This is a genomic window from Janthinobacterium sp. UMAB-56 (genome assembly GCF_900095265.1).
Taxonomy (GTDB): domain Bacteria; phylum Pseudomonadota; class Gammaproteobacteria; order Burkholderiales; family Burkholderiaceae_D; genus Janthinobacterium.
This window is the reverse complement of sequence record NZ_LT607658.1, coordinates 234,295-254,649: the sequence shown is the minus strand read 5'-3', so window position 1 is coordinate 254,649 and position 20,355 is coordinate 234,295. Positions and strand designations below refer to the sequence as shown.

General features: G+C 55.8%; 19 protein-coding genes and 2 tRNA genes. 7 read left to right on the top strand and 14 right to left on the bottom strand.

Annotation, left to right across the window (positions count from 1 at the left end; translation table 11 throughout):
- Positions 1 to 223: 223 nt before the first annotated feature.
- The 3 genes from K0F85_RS28830 to K0F85_RS16415 all read right to left on the bottom strand — a co-directional run bounded on the left by K0F85_RS28830 (position 224) and on the right by K0F85_RS16415 (position 5,030).
- On the bottom strand, positions 224 to 403 hold the full coding sequence (locus K0F85_RS28830; protein WP_374198724.1) for a hypothetical protein: 180 nt from the start codon (positions 401 to 403) through the stop codon (positions 224 to 226).
- Between the two features lie 229 nt (positions 404 to 632).
- Positions 633 to 3,947, bottom strand: coding sequence for a UvrD-helicase domain-containing protein (locus K0F85_RS16420; RefSeq protein ID WP_219117040.1), 3,315 nt, complete (start codon positions 3,945 to 3,947; stop codon positions 633 to 635).
- A 6-nt stretch (positions 3,948 to 3,953) separates the two neighbouring features.
- On the bottom strand, positions 3,954 to 5,030 hold the full coding sequence (locus K0F85_RS16415) for a hypothetical protein (RefSeq protein ID WP_219117039.1): 1,077 nt from the start codon (positions 5,028 to 5,030) through the stop codon (positions 3,954 to 3,956).
- A gap of 78 nt (positions 5,031 to 5,108) precedes the next feature.
- Between K0F85_RS16415 and K0F85_RS16410 the strand changes: the two genes are divergently transcribed.
- Entirely contained in the window at positions 5,109 to 6,134 is a 1,026-nt protein-coding gene (locus tag K0F85_RS16410; RefSeq protein ID WP_219117038.1) for a TauD/TfdA family dioxygenase, read from the top strand.
- 1,370 nt (positions 6,135 to 7,504) lie between these two features.
- Positions 7,505 to 7,822 (top strand): AlpA family transcriptional regulator, encoded by a 318-nt coding sequence (locus K0F85_RS16405; RefSeq protein WP_219117037.1) that lies wholly within the window; start codon positions 7,505 to 7,507, stop codon positions 7,820 to 7,822.
- Positions 7,823 to 7,860: 38 nt separating this feature from the next.
- Here K0F85_RS16405 and K0F85_RS16400 read toward each other — a convergent pair whose 3' ends face one another.
- The 4 genes from K0F85_RS16400 to acs all read right to left on the bottom strand — a co-directional run bounded on the left by K0F85_RS16400 (position 7,861) and on the right by acs (position 12,295).
- Positions 7,861 to 8,484, bottom strand: coding sequence for a DUF4102 domain-containing protein (locus tag K0F85_RS16400; RefSeq protein WP_219117036.1), 624 nt, complete (start codon positions 8,482 to 8,484; stop codon positions 7,861 to 7,863).
- Between the two features lie 10 nt (positions 8,485 to 8,494).
- Positions 8,495 to 9,784 carry an integrase arm-type DNA-binding domain-containing protein gene (locus K0F85_RS16395; RefSeq protein WP_219117035.1) on the bottom strand — a complete coding sequence of 430 codons (1,290 nt, stop codon included), beginning with the start codon at positions 9,782 to 9,784 and terminating at the stop codon, positions 8,495 to 8,497.
- A gap of 221 nt (positions 9,785 to 10,005) precedes the next feature.
- A tRNA-Ser gene (locus tag K0F85_RS16390) sits at positions 10,006 to 10,096 on the bottom strand.
- A 192-nt stretch (positions 10,097 to 10,288) separates the two neighbouring features.
- Entirely contained in the window at positions 10,289 to 12,295 is a 2,007-nt protein-coding gene (acs, locus tag K0F85_RS16385; protein ID WP_219117034.1) for an acetate--CoA ligase, read from the bottom strand.
- 309 nt (positions 12,296 to 12,604) lie between these two features.
- Here acs and K0F85_RS16380 point away from each other — a divergent pair, with 309 nt between their 5' ends.
- From K0F85_RS16380 to K0F85_RS16365, 4 genes are all read left to right on the top strand, one after another.
- The gene (locus K0F85_RS16380; RefSeq protein ID WP_219117033.1) at positions 12,605 to 13,222 is read left to right on the top strand and encodes a YqhA family protein; all 618 of its coding nucleotides are present in this window, start codon (positions 12,605 to 12,607) and stop codon (positions 13,220 to 13,222) included.
- A gap of 71 nt (positions 13,223 to 13,293) precedes the next feature.
- Complete coding sequence (locus K0F85_RS16375; protein ID WP_219117032.1) at positions 13,294 to 14,835, top strand: fumarate hydratase; 1,542 nt, start codon at positions 13,294 to 13,296, stop codon at positions 14,833 to 14,835.
- Positions 14,836 to 14,901: 66 nt separating this feature from the next.
- The gene (gene murI, locus K0F85_RS16370; RefSeq protein WP_219117031.1) at positions 14,902 to 15,747 is read left to right on the top strand and encodes a glutamate racemase; all 846 of its coding nucleotides are present in this window, start codon (positions 14,902 to 14,904) and stop codon (positions 15,745 to 15,747) included.
- A 142-nt stretch (positions 15,748 to 15,889) separates the two neighbouring features.
- Positions 15,890 to 15,965: transfer RNA gene (locus tag K0F85_RS16365), tRNA-His, on the top strand.
- Between the two features lie 424 nt (positions 15,966 to 16,389).
- Here K0F85_RS16365 and K0F85_RS16360 read toward each other — a convergent pair.
- The 3 genes from K0F85_RS16360 to K0F85_RS16350 all read right to left on the bottom strand — a co-directional run bounded on the left by K0F85_RS16360 (position 16,390) and on the right by K0F85_RS16350 (position 17,513).
- Positions 16,390 to 16,644 (bottom strand): hypothetical protein, encoded by a 255-nt coding sequence (locus K0F85_RS16360; protein WP_219117030.1) that lies wholly within the window; start codon positions 16,642 to 16,644, stop codon positions 16,390 to 16,392.
- The gene (locus K0F85_RS16355) at positions 16,641 to 16,952 is read right to left on the bottom strand and encodes a hypothetical protein (protein WP_219117029.1); all 312 of its coding nucleotides are present in this window, start codon (positions 16,950 to 16,952) and stop codon (positions 16,641 to 16,643) included. Before K0F85_RS16355 ends, K0F85_RS16360 begins: the two co-directional genes overlap by 4 nt.
- Before the next feature lie 183 nt (positions 16,953 to 17,135).
- Positions 17,136 to 17,513, bottom strand: a complete 378-nt coding sequence (locus K0F85_RS16350) for a response regulator (protein WP_219117028.1) — start codon at positions 17,511 to 17,513, stop codon at positions 17,136 to 17,138.
- 294 nt (positions 17,514 to 17,807) lie between these two features.
- Here K0F85_RS16350 and K0F85_RS16345 point away from each other — a divergent pair, with 294 nt between their 5' ends.
- Positions 17,808 to 18,116 (top strand): hypothetical protein, encoded by a 309-nt coding sequence (locus K0F85_RS16345; RefSeq protein ID WP_219117027.1) that lies wholly within the window; start codon positions 17,808 to 17,810, stop codon positions 18,114 to 18,116.
- 109 nt (positions 18,117 to 18,225) lie between these two features.
- On the opposite strand, the gene K0F85_RS16340 is transcribed toward K0F85_RS16345, so the two are convergent.
- From K0F85_RS16340 to K0F85_RS16325, 4 genes are all read right to left on the bottom strand, one after another.
- Positions 18,226 to 19,014, bottom strand: coding sequence for a DNA adenine methylase (locus K0F85_RS16340; protein WP_219117026.1), 789 nt, complete (start codon positions 19,012 to 19,014; stop codon positions 18,226 to 18,228).
- A 113-nt stretch (positions 19,015 to 19,127) separates the two neighbouring features.
- Positions 19,128 to 19,607, bottom strand: coding sequence for a hypothetical protein (locus K0F85_RS16335; RefSeq protein ID WP_219117025.1), 480 nt, complete (start codon positions 19,605 to 19,607; stop codon positions 19,128 to 19,130).
- Positions 19,604 to 20,119 (bottom strand): glycoside hydrolase family 19 protein, encoded by a 516-nt coding sequence (locus tag K0F85_RS16330; RefSeq protein ID WP_219117024.1) that lies wholly within the window; start codon positions 20,117 to 20,119, stop codon positions 19,604 to 19,606. Before K0F85_RS16330 ends, K0F85_RS16335 begins: the two co-directional genes overlap by 4 nt.
- A complete protein-coding gene (locus tag K0F85_RS16325; protein ID WP_219117023.1) occupies positions 20,116 to 20,355 on the bottom strand; it encodes a hypothetical protein in 240 nt (79 codons plus the stop codon). The genes K0F85_RS16330 and K0F85_RS16325 overlap by 4 nt, the downstream gene beginning before the upstream one ends.

Below are 20,355 nucleotides of genomic sequence, written 5' to 3'. Positions count from 1 at the left end.
ACCTCAAATCATGCTGGTAGGGACAGCCCTCGTAAAGACGGCCCTGCTTTGACGCTTACGCTGATTTCGACGGATGGTAGATTGAAGAATGCCCCCAACGATGCCCTTACCAAAAAGTTGCCTACCTGCACCATGAATTAATGCAACAAAAAATATCCATTCGAGCTAAGGAGTCAAAATGATTGTGTCGGTGGTTTGACCGGCGCCAGGTACGCAAACCGTCTCATCGGGTTCGTAGCAGGTGTTCCGGCAGCGGCTGACGCGCCGCCCTGACGCACGCGGGCGCGGCGGCGGCAGGCACTTCCTGTTTGCTGACGCTATCCTCTGCGATCAGGTCATCCAGGCGGGTTTCAAGCTGCTCGATCTTGCGGTCGATCTTTTCCGACTTGCGACCGAAGTGCATGCGCTTGAGCTGCTCGATTTCCAGGCTGCAGACACCTCGCTTACCATCGGCTCGCAGATTCGCTCCACGCTTCCTCTCCACGGTCGATCGCCTTTCTGCAGTTACGCTTCACTTCGTTCGCTGTGACCAGCTCACGGCGGGAGTTGTATCCACAAGAGTGCCTCCATGCTGGACGCACCAGACTAACGCTTGAAAGATCAAGTGTAACGCCCTCCTTGAGTTCGAGCTTTCACACGACAGGAAAACCTGGGCAGATAGTTGAGAATGCGCAGCGCCCACAGACTGCGCTGGGATTCGGCGTGTAGTCTTCGGCCAATATACCTAAACATGCTTTATATGCTGCGGTCTTTTCGGGCGCTTTGCTAATTGGGACGTCGATCTCGCGAGGCATAAGCAAAGTTCTCACGGTAAACGATGTTCGGGGCAAGGTGGGAGCATCTAAAATTAATGGACGAAGCAAATCCTTTGTTTTCGTAGCGCCATAGGAAGTAATCCTAATCAAGTGGTTACCTGCCTGTGGAGAATGAACTATCCAAGGTAGCTGAACGTAGAGACCAGCTAATCTGGCCATTCCACCTTCGATAATTCTTCCTCCAAGGGAACTGACAAGACTCATTCCCTGGTTACATACCGAGACGGCATCACAAAATAAGCCAGGATCTTCAGCGTGTACTGGGAGGCGGTTGTTTGACCAAGCTGTATCGAAGCAGACTTGAGCGTTTCCTCCTTTCGCGAAGGAGATAAGTGCTTGGTTAATAGCTCGCTTGGCTCGAGCCGAAACGTCTAGCTCAAGCTCAGATGTAAGGACAAGTTTGTGTCGGTAGTAGTACTGGCGAGGGCAACGAACATAAGTTTCAAAATCATCGAAGCTTATGCTCGACTGAGCTGCGGCCGGCACGAACAGCCGCGTAGTCTGCTTTGCTTGAGGAAGTCCATACGGAAGCATCTTACAAAATTCCGCTGGCAGTCTCTGTAATTGAAGGGGGCGATCCTTAGTACCAAATTCGACACTCTCATATAGATGAAGGCGAGTCTTGGCTCTGGACAGTGCAACATAAAGCAAGTTATTTCTTTCCACCGCGTTTTCAAAGTCAAACTCAGTAGCGGTACTTCCAAGAATCTCTGGCGAAAGAATTTCCTCTACTCCGCCGGGTAAATTCCACGTAGGCTTAGCAGCCCCATACGATGCATCGTCCACGTAGCCGACATGCACGCTTTCAAACTCCAAGCCTTTGCTTCCGTGAACAGTCATGATACGGACTGCATTCATGAAGCTTGCCTCTGCTGGAAGCTGCTTATCGCCGTAAGTCTCGCCAATTCTTTGTCGCAACTGCTGTCTTGACAAGTAGCGCGATAGATTCATACGACGCGCATCACCATCCCCGTTGCGGATGGAGTAGGCAAATTGCCAGAGTGCGATCCGTTGGGTTTGTGCATCTATAGAAACGTCGTTATCATTGGGTAGGCCAAAACGAAGCTCAAGCATCAAATGACAAAGGAAAGCCCAGGGACTACTGCTTCGTGATAAACCTTTAAGTAATTGCGCTATCGCGGCTGCCGCATTTATGCCACTTGGTGAAAGCCCTTGAACTTTTTTTCCAAGCCAGCGCCCTCGCTGAAATTCCATGTTCTGCCGTGAATAATTGATTAGGCAGTGGATATCTACGATAGGAAGACTGTAGGCGGGCTCCGTGGTTAAACCAACTAGCGCCTTGGGTTCTCTCTCCACTAATAATTGCATTAGACAGAGAAATCGCTTCACTTCGACACGTCGCATCACGTCGCCGATATGGAATACTGGCACACCGGAATCTCTCAGAAAGGTCGCTATAACATCTACATCCGCGGCGCGTCTGCAAAGAACTGCTTGGTCACGGTACTCAATCCCAGCTCCCTTATCCATATTGATTCTATCGCGGATGCCATTCGCAATTGCTGACTTGGTTGAACAGGAAAGCAATTCCGGGATTATGCCACTGGCCCCCTTAGTCGCGGTTAGCTGATCAAGCGGCAGATACTGCTCCAAGACGTGTAACGTGCCAGCGTGACTAAATAGTTTAACGATTTCCGCCGAACTGCGGCGGTTGGAGTCCAATGGGTACTTGCGTGCAGTCTGAGACTGATCAGATTTAAATGATTGTTCAAAGCGTAGAAGGCTCTTAACAGAAGCGCCTCGCCAATGATGAATCGCTTGGCGAACATCGCCCACGACCCATAATGACTTAGACTTTAGAGCTATTTGTCTGACAAGTACCACCATCGCTTCTGACACATCCTGATATTCATCCACCAGAATATGCTCGAATTGATTCGCAAATTGAGCAACCTCACTACGATCATCGCGTAACTTGATAGCCGTCCTCATTACAAGATCGGACATGCTGACCATTTGCGCTTCGTTCAATGCGACTTCGAGCGCACTGTACAGCTCCGCGATATCGTGTCGTTGCTTTTGAACTTCGTCAGATAAGTCGGGAAAGTCACTAATACGTTGTCTGAACTGCTCTGGAGTAACAAGCTCCTCCTTAAGCCTGTGAATGCAAGAAATGACGTCCTTGAGCCAATCGTAGGGATCCTGTAGGCGTTGATAGAACTGCAATGTCAGCTTGGGTAACGAACGGACCAGCAATGAGATTTCTTGCAATGTATCCGCGACCGCTATCTCCGACTCGAGTTTAAAAAGTTGATGATACTTCCGAAAGAACTCAAGTCCGAATGCGTGGAATGTTCCAGCCCATATACTGCTTGCAGCATTTAGTCCAGATAGCCGTAAACGCTCGACCAACTCGAAGGCGGCCTTATTCGTGAACGTAAGAACCAGGATTTTGCTAGGCGAGACACCCTCTGTATCAACCAAATGTTTGACACGCTGAACAAGAGTCGTAGTCTTCCCAGTGCCGGGGCCGGCGACCACATTCACATATCGCTCAGGAGCTGTGGCTGCCGCAATTTGATCGGGACTCGGTGTAGGAAGCACTGAGGGAGGTGCTGGCGGGAATACCGGAAGCAACACGGCATCCAGCATTTGCTGTCGAACAATCTCCAGTGGAATCAAGAAGTCAGTGGCGATTTTAGTCGGCCCTTTACTCTCGGTCCAAAGTTGCTTCGCTAAAGCGCGAGGCATGAGTAGTTCACGGGCGAAAACGTTTGCTTGTAGCTCTTGACGCTCATGCACCCCATACGCTTCTACTTTTAAGGTGGCTGGCGTACCATCAGATTTTGTCAGCGACGCTAACGATGCAATTGTTGGCTCATCCTTGTCCGCGTCGAGTATGAAATGGCCGAGCTCATGAGCGACGAGATATGCGAGCTCAGGGGGCGGAATGTCATTGCGGACATATATGGAGCATTCATCTCTTTTCAGCACAGCGATCGCTCCGCCGAGCGCCGCGAATCCTGAAGGCACGATTTCAATCGCAAGCAACAAAGCGCTTTCGACACTAACTAGGAGTTCGGTACTATTCGGATGCTTATTTGTGCAGTGCTTAAGCAACTCTGATCGCACACGGATTGCCTCCAATCGAGCCCGTTCAAATGGATTCATTCGAGTTCACTCATCTATGTGAAGGAGTCGGTTGGTATCGATGGATGGCAAACTTAAGGATCTAACGGCAGCTTCCCATGCCTCAGGCATGGCTGATACTGTTGGTTTAGTATCTCCAGCTTTGAATGAGGGCACAGTGGATAGCTGAAAAGCCTCGGCGGTTACTCGCCTAAGAGCGCGAACGGATACATCTAGCACGTTTGAAAGCATTTCGAATACCTTGGTGGGCGCTTCAATTCTTCCTGAAAGAATTCCGTTAATAAGTGGGCTACCTGATTTGGTAAATCCCAATTGCTCAGAAAGGGTTCGGGCCGCAGGACCTTTGATTCGCTGTATGGCAGCCCAAGCCGCCTCAATGTCTTCAATAGGAACTTTGAACCCATTTGCCATTCTTGCTTGAAGTGCTTCATTCAAACACATAGCAGCAAGCTGCGAGACTGATCGGCCATACTCTTTCGCCACTAATTTTAGCCTCAACGAGTCATGACGATTCAATCGAAGCATCCATTGAGTTGTCTCTGCCCCATCGAGGATATCCAATCGACGCTCATATTCATCCAACAGATGACAAGGGCTTTCATCGAACATTCTGTTCTCGAGATCGTTAAACCCTTCACTCACAAGGGAACGAGCAATTGTTGCTATCGAGCTATCCTCAGCGCTGGCGATTTGGCTCAACAACTCGTAAAGCGACTTCTTTGAGGTCACGCCAATGGTTTCTTGCCTTACTTTTGTTCGTTGCTTATCGTCCATCTTATCTTGGATTCCCATCTCAGCCTCCCTTTTTCTTGAAGCATTCGTCGTGTTAAGTAGTGCCTGCCATTCCGGGGCCCAATTACTTTGACAGCGAGCATGCTTGAGTTGTACTTGAAGGGCGGCCGTTAGCTGAATAGCAGCGGCTTCAAGACTAGGTGCTTGAACGCGCAGCTCTTCCCTATTGGGAAGAAGAACGGCACAACTAACGAGAGAGCTTCGTGGCTCGACTTCAAACCTCGCTGTGCTGTAAAGGGTACTAGTAATACGAGCCCACTCCCCGAGAAGGTGGGTCGCGTCCTTCGAAGATGATTTGGCAAGATTTTTCATTTGCATGCTGGACAATTTAGGGGTCTACAGCTAGTATAGGCACGTATCAACAATATATCAAGCATTCAAGGGGGCGATTTGGACTACTCAGTGTTGGCTGCCGCTGTCAAGGACGCTGTCGCCGAATGGCGGCAGCACCTAGATTTCGACAGCGCCGCCCAGGCCATAGAAGATCCAGTGGCATTCACGGCACAGATTTTGCCCCTCGTAGAGCAACAACTTGCGCTTTCCAGCGTGACCGTGGGTGAACTGCGCGCAATTGCACAACAGGAAGTATTCATCCATTTACCGAACGCATTTGAAACGCAGGGACTAGACGAAACTCCGTCGAAATTCCTCCCGGTACCAAGCTCTGAAGGTGTGCTCCGAGCGAAGGCGGCTGCTATCGCGGCAATGGCAGTCATTGGGCTACAAGCTGTTTCGTATGGTTCTGAGAATGAGGGCGCGCTCTTCGTCAACCTGGTCGGCATACCAGGTGACGGTACAACTGCAACAAAATCAAAGAAAGAGATGCGTGGACACACGGACGGGGCTAGTTTTCCTCCTCGCGGTCAAGCTGACGCGGTTCGTCCGAAAATTGCTCCGTCGCCAGACGTCGTCTGCCTTGTCGGTTTACGTAATCCTGACTTAATTGTGACTACGGTGATGCCCTTGCCGGCAATCATCAAGCAGCTTTCTGAAGCATACGTCAACGAGCTGAAAAAGCCACAGTTCGAGATTATCACGCAGGAAACTTTCATTAAAGGGACACAACGTACCATCGGCGAAACGCACATCGCGGAGAATGTCGCGGTCTTGTATTACATCGATGGCAACCTCGCGACGCGCTTCAGCCACACCAGGGTGACAGCGGACAATTCTGAAGCAGCCACCGAGGCGCTAACTGCATTCAAAGGCGCTTGCGCGGAGTGTAAGGAAGAAGTTGTAATACGCCCAGGCGATGTGCTACTGGTCAGCAACCGCTATGCGCTTCACGGACGTCAGGTGGTTGGTGGCGAAGTGGGCGGGGAGACTCGCTGGTTGTTGCGAACTTACGGCCTGGTGGCTGGTGCCGCGCGACCAGATCAATTTCATAGCGGCTCCAACTTCAAACTTTTTCCCTGACACGACCGCATGCAGCTGATCCGTGCCCACGCTTTTTCCACGCTAACTACTTGTACGTTGAAGCAGCACAGTCTTCACAGGCTGCACTCCGCAATGATCAGCATAGGCCATGCCACTGGCCCAGTGCCAAACTTACCTGCTCTAGCAGGGTGTTGAAAAAGCATCCAGTCCTTCAGGTTTTTTCGCCCCACATGCGAATTTTTCGGGCTGGAAGCCGCATTTTTCCTAAAGAGCAGTTTTCAGCCACTTTTCAGGCCGATTTTTGGTACTTTTCAGCACTTCCCGTACTCTATCGACTGAGTTATCCAACCACCGCCGATTAACGCCAGCCAAAGATCGTCGCCATGCACGTCAGGTTGTAAGCGGTGAACGTGAACGCAGGGAAGGTCAGGGTCAGGTATGCCATTCGGACACAGACTCACGCATACGGTGCAGCAATGCACGCTCATTCGAGAACCTATTTGGAGTATTCCGTTGAGCACGAAGTGCGAATAAGCAGGTGTGAAGTTAGCAAACCGAAGGTTAGCTAACTTCACCTATCCTGCCCCGCGTCGCACAGCGACTAAACCACAAAAATCGTCGGGCACAACTTCGACCAAACCATTTTTTTACAGGTACGAAAGCAAATTTAGCAGGAATGTATGCCGAAACCAGCACGGTAGTTCCGCCCTGCGCAGCGACTGAAACCCTTTAATCACCGGGTAATACCTCGGTCGAACCATTTTTTTGCAGGTACGAGAGCAGATTTAGCAGGAATGTATGCCGAAAGTAGCACGGTTGATCTGCGGCAATAGGCAGCGTCCAAGTGGGAACATTTGACATGCATCTGGGCCGACCTTGATCAATGTCAGCAACAAATTTTCATAGTCTGCTTTACGAGTTCTACACGGCAATAGCGCGCTTCTCCTCCGATGGCTGCGCCTTTCCGCGTGGACAGAAAGTGCTCCCCCTAGAGGCGGTCAAAACGATTGCTGACAGGTATTGATGGCGTGAAATGCCAGCAGTCGCAAGCACAGGTGGCGGCGACACAGCAACAGGACCAATGAAATCGGGGCCGCGCCAATGCATCTATCGCATGAAGAATGCGCTGTCGATTGCCGAATTTTTAGCTGCTAAAGCTTCCACGAACCCGCTCCTGTGTCCAGCCTTGATCTCACACAAAGTGCGCGGCAGGCTTGATCCAAGTGGCATCGCAGGCCGATTCTTGTTGCACCAGCGATTACGGCATTCGATACTGGACCCATGTTTTCGGAATAATGATTGCGAGCGCGTCTCGACGAAGGACGAATCGGTGGCAGGGCAAGGCCTGCCACATATGCCATTCGCCCCCGTGCTGCCGCTGGCATTTTTGGTTCACGAAGGGGGACGCCATGAAAGCAGCGACAGCCGAATACCTGAAAGAGCGCCGCGTTGAACCTCGCATGGACGAAGAGCGCTTCATCCGCTTGGGCGAGGTGCTGGCAACCTGCGGCAAGTCGCGCAGCAGCGTTTATGCGAGCATCAAGGAAGGCACCTTCCCTGCCCCCGTCAAGCTGCAGGGACGCTCCTCTGCATGGCTCAGGAGCGAAGTGCTACGTTGGATGCAAGCGTGTATCGAGGCCAGCAGACCTGCAAACACGGTATGCTCAATAATCGACACTTCATCAAGCACCAGGCCAATCGGCAACAAAGGGACCAGAGCCGAATGAAGCGGGGAGATACCGGGATACCTGCGACATAGAGACGTTCACCTCCGCCGCTGTGCCACCCTGGCATCCCTCATGGCCTCGATCAAATCATCTTCATCAATGCCCAATCCAAGGCAGCCAAAGATGATGTCGGTGCAGTAGTCGTATAGCAAATCAATCACCTCTACGCTGCGCTCCTTCTGGATTTTCTCCAGTATGATCTGCATGTCGCTTCTCACGCCTTCGTCGGCCACGACGCGGCTCAGCGCCGGGAATACGAGGCCGTGCAACCGCTCCAGCGCTTGCCTGCCAACCTGGCTTACGCAGCGCTCTACCTTTCTATCATCCATGGCAACTGGAAGCAGGCAATGCCGCCTGACGGGCTTCGGTGGACGCATATGGGCCGCGTCGAACTCTGTACGCGGATCCAGCCCATCATGCAGCATCTGGCGGGCGACTGCGCGGCGGCATCGAGCAAGCGCCGACGAGACTTCCGGGTAGTGGCCGAATGTCAGGGCATTTTCCTTGCCGTCCTTCTGGCGAAATTTCATGCGCCAGACCTTCGAGCCAGTCGGCATGACTTCAACATACAGGCCGTAGCCATCGAATAACCTGAATGGCTTGTCCCCAGGCTCTGCCTGTAACAGCTGCTGCTCTGTCAGAGGTTCAATTCGTCTTGGCATGGCTGCCTCCTTAACGACGCGGCGCTGGCCACACCAGTTCCAGCGATCCATGATGGCCTGGCTTCGGCGTATCGCCGCGCTCCACGGCTTCCAGGTAGTCGGCCCACTCCTGCATCATCTTGCGGCGCTCAGACAGGAACTGGGCGCGGTCGTAGGCGCTGGCCACCTTGTCCTTGGGTGCGTGCGCCAGCTGGCGATCCACCACTTCATGGCGGTAGCCCAGGCGCTCCTTGATGGTGCTCATGGCCAGCGCCCGGAAGCCGTGGCCGGTCATGCGGCCCTTGTAGCCCATGCGGGCCAGCGCCACCAGCAGCGTGTTGTTGCTCAACGGCTTGTCGTGGTCGCGCTGGTTCGGAAACAGGTACGTGCCGCGGCCCGTGATGGTGTGCAGCTGGCGCAGCAAGGCCAGCGCCTGGCGCGAAAGGCAGACGTGGTGATTGGTCGTGTCGGGGTTGACGGTCAGCTTGCCGCGCTTCATGCGCTGCCAGGGAATGATCCACTCGCCCTTCTCCAGATCGACTTCGCTCCATGGCGTCTCTATCAGTTCGCTGGTGCGTACGAAGATCAGCAGCATCAGGCGCAGCGCGATGCGCGTCGGCTCGAACATGCGCGCCTCGTTGCGCGCCAGCGTGTCCAGGAAAACGGGCAATTCATCGGCATCGATAGCGGCGAAGTGCGAAACGCGCTTGGTCTTCAGGACGTCCTTCATGTCCACCACCAGGTTGCGGTCGGCCAGGCCGCACTGGATGGCGTAGCTGAATATCTGCGAGCAGACGGCTTTCAGGCGATGCGCGATCTCGGTGGCGCCGCGCTCCTCGATCTTGCGCAGCGTGGCAATCAGTTCACGGTGCCTGATTTCCGTGATCGGCCGGTCGCCGATACGTGGAAAAATATCGGCCTCCAGGCGCTGCAGCATGTTCTTGGAAGTGCGCTCGCTCCAGGTTGGCACCTTGTTTGCGTACCACTCGCGGGCGATTTTCTCGAAGGTATTGGATGCTTTTTCGGCGGCGAGCCGCCTGGCGTCGTCTCGGTACTTGCCGGGGTCGATTCCCTGCAGCTGCAAGCGGCGCGCTTCCGTGCGCTTTTCACGCGCCACCATGATCGAAATTTCCGGATAAGGCCCGAAGGTCAGCGTATTTTCCTTGCCGTTCGATTGACGGAATTTCATTCGCCAGATCCGCGAACCGCTGGGCATCACTTCAACGTACAGGCCGCCGCCATCGAACAGCTTGTATGACTTTTGCCTGGGCTTGGCATTTTTGACCTGGAACTCGGTCAGGGGAGGGATAATCTTGGCCATGGCTGGTCTCCTCAGCATATGCGTCAGAAATCACTTTAGACCGGCGAATGAGGGCTTGGTTGCGAGACTTGGGGTAAGCTGATCTGTATCTAGCTCCGATTTTTGCTGGCTGCAGCTGGACAGTACTGGACGCCAGAATACAAAAAAACCGCTTTAGCACGGGCTAAAACGGTTTTTTGTGGACGTTCTTGGACTTCCTTGAACTGGCCAATTTGTATCTTTGGCGGAGAGAGGGGGATTCGAACCCCCGATAGAGTATTACCCTATACACGCTTTCCAGGCGTGCGCCTTCAGCCGCTCAGCCATCTCTCCTGAAGGCAATGCGCGCGCGTCTTGCTTGCTCACATTGTGTACTGCATATCGCTTGTCGCGAAGCCGCAGATTATAGCAAAGATTCTACAGACTGCCAAAGTTATTTACCCTGGGGTAAAAGTTTGGCCAGGCCCGGTGGATGGATGCGCCTCAGTGCTGCGCAAGGCCCTTCCGGAGGCACTGGCCTGTCAATTAAGACGTTTCCTTCAGCTGATCCAGAATCGCCGGGTTTTCCAGGGTCGAGACGTCTTGCGTGATCGTCTCGCCCTTGGCCAGCACGCGCAGCAAACGGCGCATGATTTTGCCAGAGCGGGTTTTCGGCAGGTTGTCGCCGAAACGGATTTCCTTCGGTTTCGCGATCGGGCCGATTTCCTTGCCGACCCAGTTGCGCAGCTCCAGCGCCAGTCGTTTCGCTTCCTCGCCTGTCGGACGCGCTTGCTTGAGCACCACGAAGGCGCAGATCGATTCGCCTGTCGTGTCGTCCGGACGGCCCACCACGGCTGCCTCGGCCACCAGCGGGTTGGCTACCAGCGCCGATTCGATTTCCATCGTGCCCATGCGGTGGCCCGACACGTTCAGCACGTCATCGATGCGGCCCGTGATGGTGAAGTAGCCGGTGTCCTTGTTGCGGATGGCGCCGTCGCCTGCCAGGTACATCTTACCGCCCAGTTCTTCCGGGAAATAGCTGGCCTTGAAGCGCTCGGGGTTGTTCCAGATCGTGCGGATCATCGATGGCCATGGGCGCTTCACCACCAGGATACCGCCCTGGCCGTTCGGCACGTCCTGGCCCGCTTCGTCGACGATGGCGGCCATGATGCCCGGCAATGGCAGGGTGCAGGAACCGGGCACCATCGGCGTGGCGCCGGGCAGCGGGGTGATCATGTGGCCACCCGTTTCCGTTTGCCAGAAGGTATCGACGATCGGGCATTTCTCGCCGCCGATGTGCTTGTAGTACCACATCCACGCTTCCGGATTGATCGGCTCGCCAACCGTACCCAGCAGGCGCAAGCTCGTCAGGTCATAGTTGCTTGGATGGACTTTCGGGTCCACGTCGGCTGCCTTGATCAGCGAACGGATGGCCGTCGGCGCCGTGTAGAAGATGCTGACGTTGTGCTTCTTGATGGTTTCCCAGAAACGGCCCGCGTTCGGGTAGGTCGGGATGCCTTCGAACACCACTTGCGTGGCGCCCACGGCCATCGGGCCATACGCGATGTAGCTGTGGCCCGTCACCCAGCCGATGTCGGCCGTGCACCAGAACACGTCGTCGGGCTTGATGTCGAAACTCCACTTCATCGTCAGCGCGGCCCACAGCAGGTAGCCGCCGCTCGAATGCTGCACGCCCTTCGGCGTGCCCGTCGAACCGGAGGTGTACAAGATAAACAATGGATGCTCGGCATCAACCCATTCCGGCTCGCATTGCGCGCTCTGGCCTTCAACCAGGTCGTGCAGCCACGTGTCGCGGCCGGCCACCATCGGCAAGTCGCTGCCCGTGCGTTGGTAGACGATGACGTTTTTGACGGAGTCGCAGCCGCCCAGCGCCAGCGCTTCGTCGACGATGGATTTCAATGGCAGCTTCTTGCCGCCGCGCAATTGCTCGTCACCCGTGATGACGGCCACGGCGCCCGCGTCGATGATGCGCTCCTGCAGCGATTTTGCCGAGAAGCCGCCGAAGACGACGGAGTGGGTGGCGCCGATGCGCGCGCAGGCTTGCATGGCGGCAACGCCTTCGACGGACATCGACATATAGATGATGACGCGGTCGCCCTTGGCGATGCCCTTGGCTTTCAGGCCGTTGGCGAACTTGCAGACTTTTTCGTGCAACTCTGTATACGTTGCCTTGGTGACGCTGCCGTCATCCGCTTCGAAAATGATGGCCGTCTTGTCGCCCAGGCCGTTTTCGATGTTGCGGTCCAGGCAGTTGTAGGACACGTTCAGCAGGCCGTCTTCGAACCATTTGTAGAATGGGGCATTGTCTTCGTTCAGGGTGCGGGTGAACGGCTTTTTCCAGCTCAGGTTTTCGCGCGCCAGCTTGGCCCAGAAGCCTTCGTAATCGCGCTCGGCGTCGGCCACCATGGCGCGATAGGCGTCCATGCCGGAAATCGTCGCCTGTGCGGCAAATGCCGCCGACGGCTCAAATACGCGCGACTCTTCCGGTCCCTGCTGCTGTGTGCCCTGCCCTTGGTTTTCTGTAGCGCTCATGCTTGTCTCCAGTGTAGTAATTGTTTGCTAACACGATAGACCCCGTGTCTTACGGACGCCTTACATGTCGCGTTTATGCAGCGTTTTACCCCTATCAAGGCTAACCATAAGCGCCTTCGGCAACAGGAGTCAAGGGGACGCCGTACAGTATTTTCACTGGGAAAATGCACGGTGCGCCGAAGGTTCAATACCACTTTGTGGTTCATCAAACCTCATAATCAGGAGCAAGGCCATGCGCAGTCATCAGCAGCAAGTGTAAAATGTCGGGCATACCAAAAATTGGTATTTACTCCCCCCAGGAAACCCCACATGATCGACCACCTACCACCGTCATCCAAACATACCAAGCTGCACCCGCTGTCTTCCTTCATCTTCATGTCGCGCTGGCTGCAGTTGCCGCTGTACCTGGGCCTGATCCTCGCACAATGCGTGTATGTATTTCATTTCTGGGTGGAATTATCCGACCTGATCGGTGCCGTGTTCGGCAATGATGCGGCCCTGCAGCACGTGCTGACGGCCGTTGCCGTGCCGGGCAGCGCCCTGCCGACCAAGCTGAACGAAGCGACCATCATGCTGGTGGTATTAGGCCTGATCGACGTGGTCATGATTTCGAACCTGTTGATCATGGTCATCATCGGCGGCTACGAAACCTTCGTTTCGCGCATGCACCTCGATGACCACCCAGACCAGCCGGAATGGCTGTCGCACGTCAATGCTTCCGTGCTGAAGACGAAACTGGCGATGGCCATCATCGGCATCTCGTCCATCCACCTGCTGAAGACCTTCATCAACGCCAACTCGTACAAGATCGAAGTGATCATCGCGCAAACGGTGATACATATCGTCTTCATCCTGTCGGCCATGGCGATTGCCTACACGGACCGCATCATGACGGTGACCCAGAACCAAGCCAGGGCGCCTCACTAAGTTCTGGCGCTCCCATGCTGATGAGCAAACAGCATCAAAGTCTTACCCTTCTTATCCACCGCGAGAACACCATGACTGTCATAAAGCAAGAAGACCTGATCGAATCCGTCGCCGCAGCGTTGCAGTACATTAGCTACTACCACCCTGCTGATTACATCGAGCATCTGGCGCGCGCCTATGCGGCCGAGCAAAGCCCTGCGGCAAAAGATGCGATCGCGCAAATCCTGACCAACTCGCGCATGTGCGCGGAAGGCAAGCGTCCTATCTGCCAGGACACGGGCATCGTCAACGTCTTCCTGAAAATCGGCATGGGCGTGCGCTTCGAAGGTTTCAGCGGCACCGTCACCGACGCCGTCAACGAAGGCGTGCGCCGCGCGTACAACTTCGACGACAACAAGCTGCGCGCCTCCATCGTGGCCGACCCGCATTTCGACCGCAAGAATACCAAGGACAACACGCCAGCCGTGGTGCACATGGAACTGGTCGAAGGCAACACCGTCGACGTGAAAGTCGCTGCCAAGGGCGGCGGTTCGGAAAACAAATCCAAGATGATCATGATGAACCCGTCCGATTCGCTGGTGGACTGGGTCATGAAGACCGTGCCGACCATGGGCGCCGGCTGGTGCCCGCCTGGCATGCTGGGTATCGGCATCGGCGGCACGGCAGAAAAAGCCATGCTGATGGCAAAAGAAGTGTTGATGGAAGACATCGACATGTTTGAGCTGAAACAACGCGGCCCGCAAAACAAGCTGGAAGAATTGCGCATCGAGCTGTGCGACAAGATCAACTCGCTGGGCATCGGCGCGCAAGGCCTGGGCGGCCTGACGACCGTGCTCGACGTGAAGATCATGATGCACCCGACGCACGCCGCGTCGAAGCCTGTCGCCATGATCCCGAACTGCGCTGCCACGCGCCACGGCCACTTCGTGCTGGACGGCTCGGGCCCTGCCTACATGACGCCGCCATCGCTGTCGTCGTGGCCGGAAGTGCACTGGACGCCGGACACGGAAAAATCCAAGCGCGTCGACTTGAACAACCTGACGAAAGAAGAAGTCGCTTCGTGGACGCCGGGCCAGACCTTGCTGTTGAACGGCAAGATGCTGACGGGCCGCGACGCCGCGCACAAGCGCATCCAGGACATGCTGGCCCGTGGCGAAGAATTGCCGGTCGATTTCAAGAACCGCGTGATTTACTACGTCGGTCCGGTTGACCCTGTGCGCGACGAAGCCGTCGGCCCGGCCGGTCCGACCACGGCCACGCGCATGGACAAGTTCACCGACATGATGCTGGAAAAAACGGGCTTGATCGCCATGATCGGCAAGGCCGAGCGTGGCCCCGTCGCCATCGAGTCGATCCAGAAGCACCAGTCGGCTTACCTGATGGCCGTGGGCGGCGCCGCCTACCTGGTGTCGAAAGCCATCAAGCACGCCAAGGTGCTGGGCTTTGCCGACATGGGCATGGAAGCGATCTACGAATTCGACGTCGTCGACATGCCGGTGACGGTGGCCGTGGATGCGAAAGGCACTTCGGTGCACAACACGGGTCCGAAAGAATGGCAGGCGAAGATCGAGCAGATCAATAGCGTCAGCAAGATTCCCGTGACGGTCGTTTAACCAAGCTCTACCATAGACGCCGCGCGGCAATCCAGCGCGGCGTTTTTCTATCTTCTTCGGCTTTATATGACTTCTATTGCAAGCACTGCCCGCCCGGACGCGCCCATCGGCGTTTTTGATTCCGGTGTGGGCGGCCTGTCGGTGCTGCGCCATATCCGCGCGCAGTTGCCGCAGGAAGATGTAATGTACTTTGCCGATTCCGCCTACGCGCCGTATGGCGACAAGACGGAACATCAAGTCATCGACCGTTCGCTGGCGATCACGGCCTTTTTATTGCAGCAAGGCGCGAAAGCATTGGTGGTGGCGTGCAACACGGCCACCATCGCCGCCATCAAGGCGCTGCGCGCGCGCTACCCGGACCTGCCCATCGTCGGCGTCGAGCCCGGCTTGAAACCGGCGGCCAGCATCAGCCGCAATGGCAAGATCGCCGTGCTGGCCACGGAACGCGCCTTGCGCGGCGACAAGCTGCTGGCCCTGCGCGAGCAAGTGAGCGCCGCCACGGGCGCCACGTTCATCTTGCAGCCCTGCATAGGCCTGGCCGACCGCATCGAGCAATGCGCGCTGGGCAACGATCCGCTGGACGCCACCAGTGCCATGCTGGAACGCTACATCGCGCCCATGCTGGAGCTAGGCGTCGACACCCTGGTGCTCGGCTGCACGCACTACCCCTTCGTGCAGGACGCCATCACGCGCACGGTACGCGCGCATACGCAGGAAACGATCACGCTGGTGGACACCGGCGACGCCGTGGCGCGCCAACTGGCCCGCTTGCTGGACGCCGCGAGCTTGCGCCGCACCAGCAACGACGCACCGCAATTGCAGGGCTACACGACGGCCAGCGTCGAAGCCTTGGCGAAAGCCTTCGCCGGCTTGCTGGACTTGCAGCCGCCCGTCGCACACCTGTCCGTGTGAGCGGTGTGAGTAAAAGCGACCGTTTTCATGCAATCTTTCGATTCTTTAAAAAAGACTGCATTTAGATTTGCCACTTCGCCGAGTTCTTTGTATAATTCGGCACCTGTTCAGCAAAACAGCTAAACAGGTAAGTAAGACAGTGGTGGCTGTAGCTCAGTTGGTAGAGTCCAGGATTGTGATTCCTGTTGTCGTGGGTTCGAGCCCCATCAGCCACCCCACAGAATTGTAGGAAAATCAAAGGGTTACATGCTTCGGCTTGTAACCCTTTTTTGCATTTTCCAACGGTTTTTCTTATTTTCCAACGTAGTGAGCTAAGCTACGGAAGCGCCACAGCGCGCGGTCGGATAGGCCAGTACCTGCAAAGCGTGTCCGATCCGACGATCGACAATCTATTCAGGTGGCGACATCATTACGAAACAAGGCTCGCCGTCCAGCTTCACGCGCAACGTAGCGCGGAGAAGCCCAGGCGAGCCCACACGCGGGCCCAAGCTGCGCTCCAACTCGTCAGCCGCAGATGCTATCGAGCGCAGGCGGCGTATTTCCCACAGCAGCGTGAGTACGTCGGCCGACTCGTTGCGACCCTGGATCTCTTTCAACTGCTCGATGCTGAGCGGCGCTCGAATCCTACTCATTACCGCCCTTTCATTGCGCGTTTAGATCGTTCCATAGCAACTCCGCAATGGATGGCTCATCGTCTAACTCGGCACGCAAAACACTGCGGATCGTCTCTACCGCCTCGTCAGTCGACCCGAGACTCCGCTCCAGTTGGTCCGCCTTCGACACGATTGCACGCAGGCGCATGATCTCCCGCAGCACGGCGCGCATGTCCCGCGAATCGCTACGGAGCCGGATTTCCACCAGCTCGACTGTCGTCAGGGGCTTTCGAAATTTGCTCATGACCGCATTGGTCGAACGTTCCTGGTATCGGCTTCAGGCTCTGACAGGGCCAGATCCAGCGCACAAAGCCAGGACTGCGCAAACTCGACCACCTTTCCCTCCGCATTCGTTGTTCGCTCGAAGCCGGCCAACGTGAATTTACCGTCGTTCGCCCAGACGATGTGCGGGTCGAGCAGCTCCAGATTTGGCAAAGGCTTATCTGGCTGCATGAGACGCGCAACCTTCACTGGGCGCCGCAGCCCCTGGTCAGTGACGTCCATGATGAGTAAATGACCGCGGTACTTCACTGTGTACCGGTCGTTCAGCATGCGGCGCTCCACGGCCACGCCTGCCTGCCGCATTTTTACCACTCTTATCTTCATAGCACCAACCAAAAATACTGTATATACATACAGTATATCGGACTGATGCACGTTGTACAGTAAACAAATATGCGGACTACTCTGGCGAAAACCCGCTGGGCATTTCGCTAGGAAGAGTCGTCTGGTACATCAAGCAGCTTTCTGGATCAAATTCAATATTTCATCCAAATTGGCCGGCTTCACCAAGTGATGGTCAAAGCCTACGGCTTTAGTTTGCGATCTTGCAAGGTCATCGCCCCACGCTGTAAGTGCAATTATTTTGGTTGTCTGGAATTTTGCCGATCGCCGTAGAGTTGACACGACCTGCAGGCCGTCCATGTCGGGCATACCAAGATCAACAAAAAAGACATCTGGGTCGAATGATTCTGCAGTCTTCAATGCCTCAGCACCACCATAAACAGGGATGGCATGATGGCCGTAAATTTCGAGGAACTGAGCTATTAAATCAGCCGCGTCACGGTTGTCGTCGACCACCATAATGCGAAGCAATGATTGCTCTATTGTCATGATTATCTGCCTTAGATTTGATGCATCTCAATAGGACACCAAATACGCCAGCAGGTTCAGGGCGGGAGAATGTTTTATAGTCAGGTGTTATGACTTTTGGTGCTGTGTTGCACTGTGGAATTATACAGTCCATTCGAAAGATCGACTCTGAGGTGTGAGCTTGCGGCCACAATGTTTGAATATTTCACATCTGTTACTTTCCCACTTTGATGCAATATTTTCAATACAGCATTAATGTACAATTCACGTATTCACTTGGCAGTGTATGATTAAGCATCATCTCACGGAGTAACGATGAAACAACTAAAACAGCCTCTGCTGGGTGACTACGAGTATCAGGTCTTCGTCAACTCGACTGAGACCGGGCACTATCAAGGAGTGATCGTCGTCACTGGCTACAATGGTGAGGCCTATGAGCCTAGCATTCAAATCCAGACCCCTATACTTTTTAAATCCTCACATGCTGCCGAGATCGAAGCCTCCGCTATGGCCGTCTATCTGATTCACACGGGAGCGATTACTGCGCTTTTGTCACAGGCCGCAGCCGGAACTCCACTAACAACCCTTGAGCCAGGGCAGCTAAAGGTGGTCGACACCTGGTAGTCAGCCATACCATTCTCACGCACAAACGCTGGACACGCCGACCACGTCGCAGCTACCGCTTACACATGCCAGTGCAGACGTCTGCACTGGTCGCTAAGATGACAAAAAGTTAGAACAGTCCTGCTGGTTCCGCAGCCTTATCCCAACTGTAAATGATCAACTCGCTGCGCTCGACAGCTCTGCCGCCGCCGCCCACGTTGTACTGGATGCCGGTCGTATCCATCTGGAAGCGCTCAAAAACACGCCGAATATCAGGGTGATCGTTCAGGCTCAAAATGGCCTTGCCCTTCAATCGCCCCATCAACTCGGCCATTTTCTCGTACTGCTCGAATTCGAACTCAACGCCATAGCCAGCAGTCTCCCAATACGGCGGGTCCAGGTAGAACAGAGTATGCGGCCGGTCGTAACGCTCCATGCACTTGTACCAGTCCAGGTTCTCGATATAGGCATTGGACAGGCGCAGATGCGCTGCCGACAAGTTCTCCTCGATGCGCAGCAAGTTGATCGGTGGCGCCGTAGTGGCCGTGCCCCAAGTCTGCCCGTCGACCTTTCCGCCAAAGGCTTGTTGCTGCAGGTAGAAAAATCTGGCCGCGCGCCGAATGTCGGTCAGGGTTTGCGTCGGCGTTTCCTGCAGCCACTTAAACATGTCACGGCTCGACAAAGCCCACTTAAACTGTTTCACGAACTCCTCCAAGTGGCACTGGACGACCCGGTAAAGATTCATCAGCTCGCCGTTGACGTCGTTCAGCACTTCGACGTCTGCCGGCGGCCGCATGAAGTACAGCGCGGCGCCGCCGGCGAACACCTCCACGTAGCAGGTATGCGGCGGGAATTGGGGGATGATACGATCGGCAAGGCGTCGTTTGCCGCCGATCCAGGGGATAATGGGTAAAGCCAAAATGTGTACCTCCTAGTGATAGAGTCGGATTCCCTCCCGCGAGGTAATCCAAGCCTTCTCACCCGGCGCACCGGCTGATTGCTGCTGTTAGCGCAGCAACAATCAGCCACTCCCTACGGCGCCATGCCGTTTTCCCGCACAAATGCCTGACATGCACGGCCGGTGGCCAGATCCTGCTCCACCGCCTCGGTCAGCGCTCGCGTATCTCGCTCGACGTCGTCGCGTACCAGCCGGCGGGATGGATCGGCTTCATCGCTGCCGCTGGCGCCGTCGGCATTGGCCGCGCCGGCAGGTCCACAGGTTCCGGCGCCGACGCGCACGCGGTCAACATAAATGCGCTGAACAACAGGGGCAGTTTCTTCATTTTTAGTCCTGGTAATAATCTGGTTGATGTTTTCCTGCGTGATCGACAGCGCGGCGTTATCGCGCACGCGAGCGACGATGGCGACCGCATCGCGCGCGGTGCGCTCGGACGTGGCCCGCTGGAATCCCTCCTGGTCGCCAACACTGTGGGCGCAAACAATCCCGACGCCGGCCGCTACCAGCAGCGTGGCCAGTACAAAGGCAACTCCCCGCCACACGGTCGCGCTCATGCCAGCACCCGCTGCGCCACCTTGAAATACGCCTGCCGCTCGGCCAGGCCATTCGCCCCCCCGTTGATGCGCTTCGTCACCGCCACTTGGTCACCGGCATCGGCCAACGCGTTCAGGCCACGGGACTGCCAGAACCAGCCAGCCGAGCGGCAGGCGTTGACGGTTTGTTCGAGAAGTTCCGGCTTGGCCAGCAGATCCAGGCCCAGGGCCTTGCCGCATGCGGCGTAGTTCGTGCGGCCGGTCACCTGGATCAGACCGCGCCCACGGAAGCGCACGCCATCGCCGGGCTGCGTGTTGCCCAGGTCGCGGCGCCCCTCGTACGCCGCGCCGCTGGCCAGCTCGCGCACATACAACAGTTGGCCGGACTCATGCGCAAGCTGGGCCAGGAACGACGCCTGGCGCGCCGGCGTGTTGATGCCGAACTCGGCCATGGCGGCGTTGAGCGCGAGCAAAAAAATACCCGCTTTGGCGCGGGCATTGGGCATGATCTTGATCAACTGGTCGAGCGTCATTTTGCACCTCGGCGGTTGAACGTCATGTGAAGGGCCACGCCGGCGGCAATCAGCAGCTCGAACAATTGGCGGTCGGAAATCGCCGACATGATGCCGGCCGCTGCGCCGCACGACAGTGCAACATGCCCCAGGCGCGCGACCATTGCTGTTTGCCGCGTCATTTTGTTCAGCTCGATGACGCACAGGTACAGGACGTAGATCCAGATAACGGCTTGGATAATTGAAATCAGCGACAT